Here is a 13,648-nt window from a genome sequence, read left to right on the forward strand (position 1 = left end):
CTCGTGACGTGCGCGTTTATCTGGCAGCAGACCACGCGGGCTTCGAGCTGAAGTCCCACCTGTCCACGGCTCTCAAGGAGCAGGGTTACGAGGTCGTCGACGTCGGTGCCCACGAGTACGACGCCCTCGACGACTACCCGTCGTTCTGCGTCGACGCCGCCGAGCGGGTCGTGGCCGACCCCGGCAGCCTCGGCGTCGTGATCGGCGGCTCCGGCAACGGCGAGCAGATCGCCGCGAACAAGGTGAAGGGTGCGCGCGCCGCGCTGGCGTGGAACGTCGACACCGCGCAGCTCGCCCGCCAGCACAACGACGCCCTGCTCGTCGGCATCGGCGCCCGCCAGCACACCGCGGAGGAGGCGACCGAGATCGTCTCGGCGTTCCTGCGCACGTCGTTCTCCGGCGACGCCCGGCACCAGCGGCGCATCGACCAGGTCAGCGCCTACGAGAACTCCGGCAAGACCGAATAGCCGATGCCGGAAGGTCACACCCTGCACCGCCTCGCGCGGCTGCACCAGCGCCGGTACGCGGGCGCGCCGGTCACCGTCTCCAGTCCACAGGGGCGCTTCGCGGCGTCCCTTGTGGACGGACGCAGGCTCGTGCGCGCCGAGGCGCACGGCAAGCACCTGTTCCACGTCTACGGCCCGGACGCGGTGGTGCACGTGCACCTCGGCCTGTACGGCACGTTCACCGAGGCGCCGCTGCCCGTGCTCGCGCCGGTGGGCCAGGTGCGGATGCGGATGGCCGGCGCCACGCACTGGACCGACCTGCGCGGCCCGACGGCGTGCGAGGTGCTCAACGCCGCCGAGGTGAAGGCCATCCGCGCCCGGCTCGGACCCGACCCGTTGCGCCGAGACGCCCTCCCGGACCTGGCCTACGAGCGGATCGCCCGGTCCCGCCAGTCGATCGCGGTGCTGCTGATGGACCAGAAGGTCATCGCGGGCGTCGGCAACGTGTACCGGGCCGAGGTGCTGTTCCGGCACAACGTGAACCCGCTGCTGACCGGTACCGAGGTCAGCCGCGAGCTGTGGGACCTGCTGTGGAACGACCTGGTCGTGCTGATGAAGGACGGCGTGAAGGTCGGCAAGATCAACACCGTGCGCCCCGAGCACATGCCCAGGGCGATGAAGCGGCCGCCGCGCGTGGATCGGCACGGCGGCGAGGTGTACGTCTACCGCCGTGCCGGTGAGCCGTGCTTCCTCTGCGGCACCGAGGTCCTGACCAGGGAGCTGGCCGCGCGCAACCTGTTCTGGTGCCCGGTCTGCCAGGCCTGAGGCCACTGCGGGAGGTGCTCGGACACCGAGCACCTCCTCGTCAGAAGTCGAACCCGCCGCCCATGTCACCGAAGTCGAACCCGCCGGTGTCACCCAGGTCGCCCATGCCGACGTCGCCCATGTCACCCATGCCCATGTCGCCGCCCATGCCCATGTCGGCCATGCCGTAGTCGCCGATGCCGTGCATGCCGGAGAACATGGCGTCCATCAGCAGGAACGTGCCGACACCCCAGGCGCCGGCGACGAGGGCGGGCTTCCACCACGGCTCGGAGTACCAGCCCCGCGGCACCGGGCGGCCCGCGACCATGCCACCGGGGTAGTAGTAGGGCGTGCCGGAGCCGGACTGCGGTGAGGCGGCGTAGGCGTGGCCCTCGACGGTGACCTGGCGGTCCTCGCTGACGGCACCGGCCTGCTTCTGGCCCGCGATCTCGGGCAGCGCGGGGCCGGGGTCCATGCCCATGGCCTCACGGGCGGCCCGGACGTAGTGCAAGCCCTCCATCGCGGTCTGGGTGACCAGCCGCGCCTGCGGAATCGTGCGGGCCTGTTCCATCTGCGAGCCGGCGGCGGTGAAGCGCTCGGACGCGTCGGCCAGCGCCTGCGTCGACGCGGCGTTGCCGCCGGTGAGGCTCATCACCTGCCCGCCCAGCCGCTCGACCCAGCGGCGTGCCTCCGCCTTGGCGTCGTCGAGCTCCCGCACCTTGCGCGCGTTGCTCTGGCTGACCAGGTAGAACACACCGGCGACCAGCAGCACCAGCACAACGACCCACACGATCGTGCCCACGGTTTACCTCCCACAGCAGGTAATCCGTCAACGAGCAATAGCTCCCTTGAGTTCCGTCAGAACACTTCCGGGCAATGCGGCTCGTGTGTGTTGAGGAACGCAACCGTCAACGCGTCGACATGACCGGGCGTGTGCTCGACCACGCGGTGCGCCCGTGCGAGCACGGAAAGCCGCACGCCACCGAGGTAGGCACTGCCGAGGGCGGCGACGTCGAGTGACACGTCCGCGGCGTCCTCGGTGCGCGTCACGACCGCCTCGCCGCCCTTCGCGGTGAGCCGCCAGCGGCCCGAGTTCCACGGGCACAGGGCGTCCTCGACGGCGATCACACTGTCCACATCGGACAGGTAGCGGCGCAGCGACAGCGCCTTGCCGACGTCGACGATCCGCAGCCACAACGCGTCGGACAGCTCCCGCCGCACCTTCCGCGGGTTGTCGACCATGTGCACGATCGGGTCGTCGGTGGCGGTGAAGAAGGAGATCTCGCTGGCCAGGTCGAGGTCCAGCAGGAACCGGTACAGGTCCGCGTAGGCCTGCTCGGTCTCGCACACCAGCTCGCGCACGTGCAGCTCGTTCTGCGGCCCGCTGCTGCTGCGCCCGTGCTTCACGCGGAACACCACGTACCCCTGCGGGTGCAGGCAATAGCGGTACGATGTGAGGCCACCGCGGTCGGACTCGTCGTCGGAGAGGTGGACGTCCCACGTCTGCTCGACCCGGCTGATCCACCCGACCCTCGTGCGACGCACCCGGTCGTGGACCTCACGCATGAACGGCAGCGCCTCGTCCCGCGTGACCTGGCGGATCCTGGCATCGCTCACGGGCACACCGGCGTGGAACGGCATCCGCGTCGGCATCGTCAGCATCGACATGCCCGACGCGAGCTCGCCGTAGCCGAACCGCCGGTAGATCGAGCCTTCCGACGCCCAGAGGATCGCGATGGAGTCGCCCGCCTCGTGCATGTCGTTGAGCTGCGTCCTCATCAGCAGCGACGCGACACCACGGCGCCGATGACCGGGTTTGACCCCCACGACGGTCACCGCGCCGGCCGGTGCGAGCACCCCGCCGGGGACGGTGAGCTCCCGGCTGAGCACGCCGCCGGTGCCGATCATCTCGTCACCGTCGAACACGACGTGCGTCCGCTCCGGCTCCAGCACCCGCATCCAGCGGTTACCGCTCTCGTGCGGCTCGGCGAGGAACGCCCAGGCGAAGACCGTCCTGAAGTCGTCGGAGTCGGCGCGGCCGAGGGTCCTGATGCTCAGCGTCGAGTCGGTCATGACGGCAGTGATACGCCGCCATGACCGGTTTCGCAGCCCAATTACCGCTGGATCGACTTGATCTCGCAGAACTCGTCGAGCCCGTACCGCCCGAACTCGCGCCCGTTGCCCGACTGCCGGTACCCGCCGAACGGCGCGCTCGTGTTGAACGCCCCGCCGTTGATGTCGACCTGCCCCGTGCGCAAGCGCTTAGCAACGGCCAGCGCACGGTCGGTGTCGGCGGAGAACACGGCCCCCGCGAGCCCGTAGATCGTGGAGTTCGCGATCCGCACCGCGTCGTCCTCGTCCACGTACGGCATGACGGACAGCACCGGCCCGAAGATCTCCTCCTGCGCGATGGTCATCTCCGGCGTGACACCCCCGAACACCGTCGGCGTCACGTAGAACCCCTTCGGCAACGGCGCCTCCGTCCCACCGGCAGCGAGCTGGGCACCTTCCTCGATCCCCTTGCGGATGTACCCGACCACACGATCGCGCTGGGCCGCGGACACGGCCGGCCCGATCCGGGTGGCCGCCTCCGCCGGGTCGCCCGGCGCGTACTTGCCCGCCGCCGCGGCCGCGAGCCGCACCGCCTCGTCGTGCCGGTCGGCCGGCACCAGCAGCCGCGTCCACGCGCTGCACGCCTGACCGTTGTTCATGAACGAGTTCGCGACCGCGATCTTCACCGCCCGCCCGAGATCGGCGTCGTCGAGCACGACACAGGCCGACTTGCCACCCAGTTCCAGCGCGACCCGCTTCACCGTCTCCGCGGCCACGGCGAACACCCGCCGCCCCGCCCGCGTGGACCCGGTGAACGACACCATGTCCACGTCCGGGTGCGCCGCCAACGCCTCCCCGACCACCGGCCCGGTGCCGTGCACCAGCCCGAACACGCCCCGCGGCACCACGGCGGTGACGATCTCAGCGAGCAGGTCCGCGGTCTTCGGCGCGAGCTCGCTCGGCTTGAGCACCACGGTGTTGCCCGCGGCGAGCGCCGGCACGACCTTCGCCACCATCTGCTGCAACGGGAAGTTCCACGGCGTGATCGCCGCGACCACCCCGACCGGCTCGCGCAGGACCAGCGAGTTGCCGATCTCCTCCGGCGCGAAGTACCCGCCCTCCAGCACCTCGGCAACCCCCTCGGCGATGCCGATGGGGTTCGCGACCTGCACCTTCTGGCTGAAGGTCAGCGGCGTACCCATCTCGCGGGTCATGGTGGCCGCGAGCTCACCCGCCCGCTCCCGCAGGCCGTCGACGATCGCGCGCACGACCTTCACCCGCTCCTCGACCGAGGTTTGAGCCCAGGCCGGGAACGCCTCGACCGCCGCGGCAACGGCCACGTCGACATCGGCCGGGGTGCCTTCGGCGAGCGTGCCGATGACTTCCTCGGTGGCGGGGTTGACGACCTCGATCACGAGAGCCCTCCAAGGCGGATGTGACACCTACAGCGCTGACACCTCCCAGAGTGTCACATCGCGGTCGGGGCGGTCATGTGGGCGACGGCCGAGGACCGCTGGCGCGGTCCGCAGGGTGGGCCTGCGGCCGGGCAGGCTGGTCGCGCAGGCGGCCGGGGGCCACGGGCGCGGGACCTGCGGTTGGGGCAGGCGGCCGGGCAGGCAGGTCGGGGCAGGCGGGCGGGGGCCACGTGCGCGAGGCAGGCAGCCGGGACCGCGGGTGCGGTCTGCGGGGACAGCGGGCGGAGAGCCGCAGGCGGAGAGCCGCAGGCGGAGAGCCGCAGGCGGAGAGCCGCAGGGGCGCGGCCGGGGATAGCGGCTGAGACCAAGGGGGTAGCGGGCGCGGTCTGCGGGAGTAGCGGGCGGGGCCCCGAGGGCGGGCGCCGCAGGTGGGGAGCCGCAGGCGGGGCGGCCGGGGATAGCGGCCGGGACCAAGGGGGCGGTGGCCGGGCGCAGAGGTCAGGGACGAGCCGGAGTCGGGAGTCGCCCAAGGCCAGGGCCAGCCCAGGACTGGGACGAGGCGGAATCGGAATCAGGAGCGGGCCGAAGACGGGACCAACCTGGGACCGCGCCCAGGCCGGAAAGGCTGCGGGGGGACGGAGGCCAGGTACTGCGGAGGTGGGCGCAGTGGGCAGCGGCTTGGAGCTGCGGAGCCGGAACCAGCACTGCAAATCAGACGCGAGGACCTGGGCTGGACGCGAAGCCCAGCACCACAAAGCCCGGCACCGGGTGCCGCCGGGCCCGGCATCACAAAGCCCGACAACGGGTGCCGCCGGGCCGGCATCGCAAAGCCCCGCAGCGGGTGGCGCTGGGCCCATCACCACGAAGCCCGGCACCGGGTGCCGCTGAGCCCGCCTCCACCAGTCCGGTGCTGAGTGCAGTGAACCCTCAGCCCAGTGCCGCCGAGTCCGGTGCCGACTGCCGCGTGCCGTCAGCCCAGTGCCGCCAAGCCGAAGCCTGGGGCCGTTGCCGGCTGCGGATCGACTTTGCGATCACCCGTGAGCCGACCGACCAGTGCCACCAAGCCGAAGCTGGGGCCGTTGCCGGAGCCACCGAGACAGGAGCGGACGCCACGGAAGCAATGAGTGGACCCGCCAAGGCATCCGCGCCCCGCCAAGCCCTCCCCCGACACGCCCACCGACCCCACGACACGCCCTAGCGCCCTACAACCCGCGAAGCGAAATTTCGCCGCTCAACTCCCCGCTGCCGCGAGCACACCCCCGATCCGCCGCTCGCGCAGCACCCGCAGGTGGACCGCCGCCCACGTCCGGAAAGGACGCCACGCCTCGGACACCTCGGCCAGGGGCCGGCCATAGCGCTCGCGGACCTCGTCGTCGAGGCGGCTCTCGTTGTGCGGCACGGCGTCGGGGGCGTTCGCCCCGCGCAGCACCACCAGCTCGGCGGCGAACGGGCCGAGGCCCTTCACCTGCTGCACGGCCAGCACCGCGGCCGCCGGCTTCATCGACCGCAACGCGGTCGCGTCCAGCAGGCCGTCCAGGGCGGCCTCGGCCACCGCGCGCAGGTACTCGGGTTTGCGGCCGGGCAGGTCGAGGTCCAGCGAGCGCAGGGCGATGGGCTGCGGGAACACGCCGTCCCTCAGCAGGGCTGCCTTGAACTTGGCCGCCTGCGCCATCGACACCCGCTGCGACAGCACCGCCCAGGCCGCGGCCTCGTACGGCGAGTAGAAGCCGCACGGCCGCAGGCCGGGTAAGGACGCCTGGGCGGACGCGATCACCGGGTCCCGCGCGCCGACGTCCGGCCAGGCGCGCGCGTCCACGTCCAGCGACAAGAAACGGCACGCCTGTGCCGCCGCCCGGTCGAGGTCACCCTCGCCGGACGCCTCCAACACGGCAGTGGCGCCGTGCTGGGTCACGGAGACCTCAGCCCGGCGCCACTCGCCTTCGACCAGGAACGTCGTGTGCAGGCTCTCGCCCTCGCTCGGCGGCAACGCGGACGGCGTGAAGCCCTCCCAGAACGACCGGCTCGTCGCGAGCGACCAGGGGCCCTGAACTGCTACTTCGATGCGGTGGTGTGCCATGTCGGGGACGTTAGCGGCGACCCCTGACAGGAAATCGCCGCCGATGTCCCCGGACGGCCCGAATCGGCTCAGGAGAAGTCGAGATCACCCGATCGAGTGCGCTTCAGCTCGAAGAAGTACGGATATCCGGCGAGCAGGCGGGCGCCGTCGAAGATCCGTCCGGCCTCTTCGCCGCGCGGGATCTTGGTGAGCACGGGCCCGAAGAACGCGACACCGTCGATGTGGATCGTCGGGGTGCCGACGTCCATGCCGACCGGGTCCATGCCGCGGTGGTGGCTCGCCCGCAGCTCCTCGTCGTACTCGGTCGAGTGCGCGGCCTCGGCGAGCTCGGCGGGCAGCTCGGCGTCGGCGAGCGCCAGCTTGATGACGTCGTCGAAGTCCTTGTTGCCCTCGTTGTGAATGCGGGTGCCCATGGCGGCGTAGAGCCGGGGCAGCACCTCGTTGCCGAACTTCTGCTCGGCGGCGATGGCCACGCGGACGGGGCCCCAGCCCTTGGTCATGAGCTCCTGGTACTGCTCGGGCAGGTCGCGGCCCTCGTTCAGCACGGCGAGGCTCATCACGTGGAAGCTGAGGTCGATGTCGCGGACCTCCTGGACTTCGAGGATCCACCTGGAGGTGATCCAGGCGAACGGGCAAAGAGGATCGAAGTAGAAGTCGACCTTCGCCTTGTCGGCCATACGTGCCCCTTCAGTGACGGTGGGTGGGGTTATCGCCCCATCAGCCCAACCAGATCACCCTGTCATCTCTTCCCGTGCGCCGGTTCCGTGATTGGATGCGGGAGTCATAACCATTCCCGACGACGTCAGCGCGTAACCACACGCGCGGCAGACGAGGTGACCAGTGGCCGCGCCCAACCTCACCCGCGACCAGGCTCAGGAACGTGCTGAGCTGCTGGAAGTGGAGTCCTACCGGATCGAGCTGGACCTGACCGACGGCGGCGGAAAGCCGGGTTCGGACACGTTCCGCTCCACCACCACCGTGGTGTTCCGCAGCCGGACTCCGGGTGCTTCCTCGTGGATCGACATCGTGGCGGCGACCGTGCACCGGGCCGTGCTGAACGGCGAGGAGCTCGACGTCTCCGACTACCGCGAGGAGGACGGCATCAGGCTGTCGGACCTCGCGGAGACGAACGAGCTGACGATCGAGGCCGACTGCCGGTACATGAACACCGGCGAGGGCCTGCACCGGTTCGTCGACCCCGTTGACGGCGGCGTGTACCTGTACTCGCAGTTCGAGACCGCGGACGCCAAGCGCATGTTCGCGTGCTTCGACCAGCCCGACCTGAAGTCCGTGTACGCCATGAAGGTGACGGCGCCGCACGACTGGAAGGTCATCTCGAACGGCGAGATCACCGCCACCGAGGACGGCGAGGGCGGCTCGGCGGTGCACACGTTCGCCACCACCAAGCCGATGTCGACCTACATCGTGGCGCTGGTCGCCGGTCCGTACGCGGAGTGGCGCGACGAGTTCGTGAGCCGCGGCGACGACGGCAGCGACATCACCATCCCGCTCGGCATCTACTGCCGCGCCTCGCTGGCCCCGCACATGGACCACGAGCGGCTGTTCACCGAGACCAAGCAGGGCTTCGGGTTCTTCCACCAGGCGTTCGGCGTCGTGTACCCGTTCGGCAAGTACGACCAGTGCTTCGTGCCGGAGTTCAACGCGGGCGCGATGGAGAACGCGGGCTGCGTCACGTTCCTGGAGGACTACGTCTTCCGCAGCCGGGTCACCCGCTACCTCTACGAGCGCCGGTCCGAGACCGTGCTGCACGAGATGGCGCACATGTGGTTCGGCGACCTGGTCACCATGCGCTGGTGGGACGACCTGTGGCTGAACGAGTCGTTCGCCACCTGGGCCTCGGTGCTCGCGCAGGCGGAGGCCACCGAGTACCGCCAGGCGTGGACGACGTTCGCGAAGATCGAGAAGTCCTGGGCCTACCGGCAAGACCAGCTGCCCTCGACGCACCCGGTGGCCGCGGACATCCCGGACCTGCAGGCGGTCGAGGTCAACTTCGACGGCATCACCTACGCCAAGGGCGCTTCCGTGCTGAAGCAGCTCGTCGCGTACGTCGGCCTGGAGAACTTCCTGGCGGGCCTGCGGGTCTACTTCGGCAAGCACGCGTGGGGCAACGCGACGCTCGCGGACCTGCTGGGCGCGCTGGAGGAGGCGTCCGGCCGCGACCTGTCGTGGTGGAGCGCGCAGTGGCTGGAGACGACCGGCCTGAACCTGTTGCGCCCCAAGTTCACCGTCGACGCCGCGGGCAAGTTCACCGAGTTCGCGGTGCTGCAGGGCGGCGCGCGTCCCGGTGCCGGCGAGTACCGCACGCACCGCATCGCGATCGGCGTCTACGACGACGACGGCAGCGGCAAGCTGGTCCGCACGCACCGCCACGAGCTGGACGTCACCGGTGAGCGCACCGAGGTGCCGGAGCTGGTCGGCGTGCACCGCGGCAAGATCGTGCTGGTCAACGACGACGACCTCACGTACTGCACGATGCGCCTGGACCCGGACTCGCTGGCGGGGCTGATCGACCACATCTCCGACATCGCCGAGCCGCTGCCGCGGACGCTGTGCTGGTCGGCCGCGTGGGAGATGACCCGCGAGGCCGAGCTCAAGGCCCGCGACTTCGTGAACCTGGTGCTCGGCGGTCTGCACGCCGAGTCCGAGGTCGGTGTCGTGCAGCGGCTCCTGCTGCAGGCCCAGACGGCGCTGTCGTCCTATGCGGACGGTGCGTGGCGTGCGGAGGGCTGGCGCCGGTTCGTGGCCAAGACGCTGGAGCTCGCGCAGTCGGCCGAGCCGGGTTCCGACCACCAGCTGGCGTTCGTGAACGCGCTCGCCTCGTCGGTGCTGGACGAGTCCACTTTGGACGTGCTGCGCGGCTGGTACGACGGCACCGCGGTCCTGGAGGGCCTCGACGTCGACACCGACCTGCGCTGGCGGCTGCTGCAGGCCCTCGTCGCGCACGGCAGGGCCGACCTGGCCGAGATCACCGCCGAGGAGGAGCGCGACCCCACCTCCACCGGCCACCGCCGCGCCCAGTCGACCAGGGCGCTGCGCCCGACGGCCGCCGCCAAGGACGAGGCGTGGGAGCGGGCCGCGAACGACGACGACCTGCCCAACGCGGTCAGCGAGGCGATCATCGCGGGCATCTCGCACCCGAGCCAGAAGGAGCTGCTCGAACCGTACGTCGAGCGCTACTTCGCGGACGTGAAGGGCGTGTGGGACCGCCGTTCCTCGGAACGCGCGCAGTCCATGGTGGTCGGCATGTTCCCGGCGTGGTCGATCGCGAAGTCCACTGTGGATGCGGCGGACGCGTGGCTGGCCGACGAGCACCCGCCGGCGCTGCGCCGCCTGGTGTCCGAGGGACGCGCGGGAATCGTGCGGGCCCTTGCGGCACAGGAGTTCGACCGGTCCTGACACGGTCCTATGGAAGCCCCGCACCCCGTTCGCGCGGTGCGGGGCTTCCGCGTGCGGGGGCCTTGGAGAACGAGGGGGAACCATGAACCACATCGGCACGCTCGTCGAACGCTGGCACCGCGGCTGGATCGCGGCGGAGGGCCTGACGTCCGAGCACCGCGACGGCCACCTGGTCGTGCACGTGAACCGGCCGCACCGGCGGTTCGAGTGGCTCGCCACCGACGAGACCGAGGTCGCCGCGCTGGCCGAACTGGTCGCCGCGACCCGGCAGCCCGACTGGCTCAGCGTCCCCACCGGCGACCCGGCGGGGGTGATCGGGGAGCTGGAACGGGCCGGGCTGCGGGTGGCCAGGCCGGACGAGACCTTCATGCGGCGCCCGCTCGACGACCACCCGCAGCCCGGTCCACCGGCCGGGTACGCGGTGGAGGTGACGCGCGACCCGGTCATCCAGGTGCGGGTGCTGGCCGCGGACGGCGAGCCGGCGGCGAGCGGGCTGATGGCGGTGGTCGGTACGGACGCGGTGGCGCACCGCATCGAGACCTCGGCCGAGCACCGGCGGCGCGGGCTGGGCAGCGTCGTCATGGGCACGCTGGCGCGCGAGGCCGTGCAGGACGGGGCGCGGACCGGGCTGCTGTTCTCGTCGGCCGACGGCGTGCACCTGTACCGCAGCCTCGGCTGGGAGCGGATCTCCGCCCTCGTCGTGGCACAGAACGAGGTGGCCGCGCGCATGCGCCTCTGAGACGCCGACAAGCCCCCGGCCGCGGGGCCGGGGGCTGTCGGGTGAGCTCAGGTCAGGAACGCGGCGCGTGGCCCGCCTGGTCGGTCAGCATGCGCAGGCCGGACACCAGGCCGCCGGCGAGGTCGCCCTCCTTGAAGGACGCGACCATGCTCATCACCGCGAGCTTGGCGCCGCGGTCGGCCAGCCGCCGGTGCGACTCCTCGCCGGTCACGACCTCCACGACGCGCTCGCCGGGCGAGACGGCCACCAGCACGTGGTGCGAGGGGCGCTCGGTGGACGCGTGCAGCTCCTCGGCACGCGCACGGGACGAGCCGCCCAGCTCGCCGAGGTACACGCTGAAGTCGAGCCCGGTGGTGCGGCTGGACAGCGTGAGGGCCTCGTCGAGCTGCGCCAGCTGGGACGCCGAGAACGGCAGCTCGGGCGCGTGCGGCTCGTACATCTTGGCCGCGGAGACGCGACCGCTGTTGGTCACGACCGCCCCGAGCGGCAACGTCGACGGGTCGACGGCCTCGATGGCCTTACCAGTTGCCACGAGCGCCTCCCTTGGCAGTCGAACCCGCCACGGCGGACTCGGCAGAACCGTGGTGGTCCGCGCTCAACCCGGCCGGGTTCGCGCTCCACCACACCGGGGCGTAGCCCCACTCCTGGCCGGGCCGGTACCGGGGAATCCGGGTGGCCTTTGGCCTCACCGTCAGCAGCGTGATCACGCCGTAAATCGCCAGCGGGATCAGCGCGAAGACGAGAACGGTCTCCACGATGGTCACGGCGGTACGGTAGCCGAACTCGGTCGCGCCCGAGTGGCCGGGCCACCACGCGGTGAGCCGCGGCCGCGGCGGGACGTGTAGCAGAGCGTCGGCGGCCACGCACCGCACGCGTCCGAGAACCACCGGTTCGCGCCGCCGGAGGACCTGGATGGAGTAGACCGCCGCAGTGGTTGCGGCGGCAACTACCAGTGACCGCACCGTGCGGACCCGAACGACCACCGCGCCGCGCGAGCACTCCGGTCACCCCGACACCCGACGAACGCCCCACCCGACGATCGGCTCAGGGGTCCCGGCCGTCCATTCACGCGTCCACAGGCGGGGTCACCAGCGGCACGACACCCGCGTGGCGATCACCGGCCTCGGCACCCAGCCCGGATTCGGCACGTTCGGGCCGGTTCGCAACGGTGCGCGAGCGCTGTTCTTCAGGCACAGCACCGGAAAAAGTCCCGGTAAATACAGCGCAGCACTCCGTTTGCAGTATGACGCACATCACGTTTGGCCGGATTTCGGGTCACTCAGCGTGTCCGTACCGGCCAGTAGAGCCAATGAGCGCTCTCGTGCGGCGCAGCGGTTACACCCGGTCAGGCCTCACCCGGTCGGATGCGAACGGGTGCCGGTTTGGGGTCTTGTTCCCGGATCACCCAGCTCCTAGCTTTTCACCTATACGGGTCTTGCGCACCCGCCCTAAGAGTCCTGGAGGACACGAAATGTTGACGACGACCCGCCCCCAGGCCCTGTCCGTCACTCTTCCGAGCTACAAGGACGATTCAGTGCGTATCACCGCCAGTGACTCCGTTCGCATCACCGCCGACGACTCCGTTCGGATCACCGCGGCTGATTCGGTGCGCATCACCGCCTCGGACTCGGTGCGGATCACCATGGACGACTCGGTGCGCATCACGGCGAGCGATTCGGTCAGGATCACGTGCGCCGATTCCGTCCGGATCACTGCGCGTGAGGACTCCGTTCGGATCACCGCTCACGACGACTCGGTGCGCATCACGGCGCGTGAGGACTCGGTCCGCATCACGGCGCGTGAGGACTCGGTCCGCATCACGGCGCACGACGACTCCGTCCGCATCACCATGGACGACTCCGTGCGCATCACGGCCCGCCGCACGGACTTCACCCTCGCGGCCTGACCCACGCCCACCGGTGCGGCAGCTCAGGCCGCGGGTTCACCCAGGTAGGGCAACCACTGCGGGTCGGCCTCGGCCACACCCGCGAGCAGCCTCCAGTGCGGGCCACGTGGCGCGGCCGGCACGACGCGCAACCGCCAGCCCAGTTCGGACAGCAGCTTGTCCGCCTTGCGGTGGTTGCACTTCGCGCAGCACGCGACGCAGTTCGTCCAGGTATGAGGTCCGCCACGCGAACGCGGCACGACGTGGTCGATTGTCTCGGCCCGCCCGCCGCAGTAGGCGCAGCGGTAACGGTCGCGGTGCATGAGCCCGGCACGGGTCATCGGCACGCGACCGCGGTAAGGCACGCGAACGTAGGTGCTCAGCCGGATCACCGAGGGCACGAGCACCTCGGACTTCGACGAGTGCAGCACGAGCCCGGAAGCGTCCCCGTGCACCACCTCGGCTTTCCCGCACACCACCAGGACCACCGCCCGGCGCAGCGACAGCGCCGTGAGCGGCTCGAACGTGGCGTTCAGCAGCAGGACCTTGCGTCTTCCCCAGGGGAAAACCACCGGCGCCGGACCGGAACCTCCCCCGTCTCGATCCGCATCCGGCACCGCCCGCAGCTCGGGCTGATTTCGGCATGGGGAGACCGTCGGCGTCGTCTCGCCTGGTGGCGAGGCGCCGATAGGGGTCGGTTGTCGGTCTGGCACGCGACCACCTCCACCGGTTCAGCCATAGGAGACCACACTTACCAGGAAAAAATCACGTGTGATAAGTGACGCGTCACGGATGTGTGATCAAACCTGGGGT

At 70.7% G+C, this 13,648-nt stretch carries 13 protein-coding genes; 5 read left to right on the forward strand and 8 right to left on the reverse strand.

The features are described from left to right. The first annotated feature begins 8 nt into the window (after nucleotides 1–8). Both ADL03_RS23330 and ADL03_RS23335 read left to right on the forward strand, forming a co-directional pair. Nucleotides 9–467, forward strand: coding sequence for a ribose-5-phosphate isomerase (locus tag ADL03_RS23330; RefSeq protein ID WP_053735660.1), 459 nt, complete (start codon nucleotides 9–11; stop codon nucleotides 465–467). A 3-nt stretch (nucleotides 468–470) separates the two neighbouring features. After that, nucleotides 471–1,271, forward strand: coding sequence for an Fpg/Nei family DNA glycosylase (locus ADL03_RS23335; RefSeq protein WP_053735661.1), 801 nt, complete (start codon nucleotides 471–473; stop codon nucleotides 1,269–1,271). A gap of 40 nt (nucleotides 1,272–1,311) precedes the next feature. Here ADL03_RS23335 and ADL03_RS23340 read toward each other — a convergent pair whose 3' ends face one another. The 5 genes from ADL03_RS23340 to ADL03_RS23360 form a co-directional block, all read right to left on the reverse strand. Then, the gene (locus tag ADL03_RS23340) at nucleotides 1,312–2,052 is read right to left on the reverse strand and encodes a hypothetical protein (protein ID WP_053735662.1); all 741 of its coding nucleotides are present in this window, start codon (nucleotides 2,050–2,052) and stop codon (nucleotides 1,312–1,314) included. Between the two features lie 56 nt (nucleotides 2,053–2,108). After that, entirely contained in the window at nucleotides 2,109–3,323 is a 1,215-nt protein-coding gene (locus tag ADL03_RS23345; protein WP_053735663.1) for a GNAT family N-acetyltransferase, read from the reverse strand. Between the two features lie 41 nt (nucleotides 3,324–3,364). Further along, nucleotides 3,365–4,717, reverse strand: a complete 1,353-nt coding sequence (locus ADL03_RS23350) for an aldehyde dehydrogenase family protein (RefSeq protein WP_053735664.1) — start codon at nucleotides 4,715–4,717, stop codon at nucleotides 3,365–3,367. Between the two features lie 1,231 nt (nucleotides 4,718–5,948). Beyond that, nucleotides 5,949–6,794, reverse strand: a complete 846-nt coding sequence (locus ADL03_RS23355) for a DNA-3-methyladenine glycosylase (protein WP_053735665.1) — start codon at nucleotides 6,792–6,794, stop codon at nucleotides 5,949–5,951. Nucleotides 6,795–6,862: 68 nt separating this feature from the next. Next, nucleotides 6,863–7,471 (reverse strand): DsbA family protein, encoded by a 609-nt coding sequence (locus ADL03_RS23360; RefSeq protein WP_053735666.1) that lies wholly within the window; start codon nucleotides 7,469–7,471, stop codon nucleotides 6,863–6,865. Between the two features lie 163 nt (nucleotides 7,472–7,634). Between ADL03_RS23360 and pepN the strand changes: the two genes are divergently transcribed. Together pepN and ADL03_RS23370 are read left to right on the forward strand one after the other, a co-directional pair. Further along, nucleotides 7,635–10,211, forward strand: a complete 2,577-nt coding sequence (gene pepN, locus ADL03_RS23365; RefSeq protein WP_053735667.1) for an aminopeptidase N — start codon at nucleotides 7,635–7,637, stop codon at nucleotides 10,209–10,211. A gap of 82 nt (nucleotides 10,212–10,293) precedes the next feature. After that, nucleotides 10,294–10,950: a GNAT family N-acetyltransferase gene (locus ADL03_RS23370; RefSeq protein ID WP_053735668.1), complete on the forward strand. Its 657-nt coding sequence runs from the start codon at nucleotides 10,294–10,296 to the stop codon at nucleotides 10,948–10,950. A gap of 52 nt (nucleotides 10,951–11,002) precedes the next feature. On the opposite strand, the gene ADL03_RS23375 is transcribed toward ADL03_RS23370, so the two are convergent. Continuing rightward, nucleotides 11,003–11,482 (reverse strand): DUF5130 family protein, encoded by a 480-nt coding sequence (locus ADL03_RS23375; RefSeq protein WP_053735669.1) that lies wholly within the window; start codon nucleotides 11,480–11,482, stop codon nucleotides 11,003–11,005. Continuing rightward, complete coding sequence (locus tag ADL03_RS23380; protein WP_053735685.1) at nucleotides 11,469–11,714, reverse strand: hypothetical protein; 246 nt, start codon at nucleotides 11,712–11,714, stop codon at nucleotides 11,469–11,471. The genes ADL03_RS23375 and ADL03_RS23380 overlap by 14 nt, the downstream gene beginning before the upstream one ends. Nucleotides 11,715–12,484: 770 nt before the next feature. On the opposite strand from ADL03_RS23380, the gene ADL03_RS48600 reads away from it, so the two are divergent. Continuing rightward, entirely contained in the window at nucleotides 12,485–12,856 is a 372-nt protein-coding gene (locus tag ADL03_RS48600) for a DUF2345 domain-containing protein (RefSeq protein WP_053735670.1), read from the forward strand. Between the two features lie 23 nt (nucleotides 12,857–12,879). Here ADL03_RS48600 and ADL03_RS23390 read toward each other — a convergent pair whose 3' ends face one another. Next, nucleotides 12,880–13,452, reverse strand: a complete 573-nt coding sequence (locus tag ADL03_RS23390; protein WP_369809005.1) for an HNH endonuclease — start codon at nucleotides 13,450–13,452, stop codon at nucleotides 12,880–12,882. Between the last annotated feature and the right edge of the window lie 196 nt (nucleotides 13,453–13,648).

The organism is Nocardia sp. NRRL S-836, from assembly GCF_001279525.1.
Classification (GTDB): Bacteria; Actinomycetota; Actinomycetes; order Mycobacteriales; family Pseudonocardiaceae; genus Lentzea.

Coding starts and splice junctions, on each gene's coding strand:
- ADL03_RS23335 (WP_053735661.1), top strand. CDS start 471: ATGCCGGAAGGTCACACCCTGCACCGCCTCGCGCGGCTGCACCAGCGC.
- ADL03_RS23345 (WP_053735663.1), bottom strand. CDS start 3,323: ATGACCGACTCGACGCTGAGCATCAGGACCCTCGGCCGCGCCGACTCC.
- ADL03_RS23355 (WP_053735665.1), bottom strand. CDS start 6,794: ATGGCACACCACCGCATCGAAGTAGCAGTTCAGGGCCCCTGGTCGCTC.
- ADL03_RS23370 (WP_053735668.1), top strand. CDS start 10,294: ATGAACCACATCGGCACGCTCGTCGAACGCTGGCACCGCGGCTGGATC.
- ADL03_RS23360 (WP_053735666.1), bottom strand. CDS start 7,471: ATGGCCGACAAGGCGAAGGTCGACTTCTACTTCGATCCTCTTTGCCCG.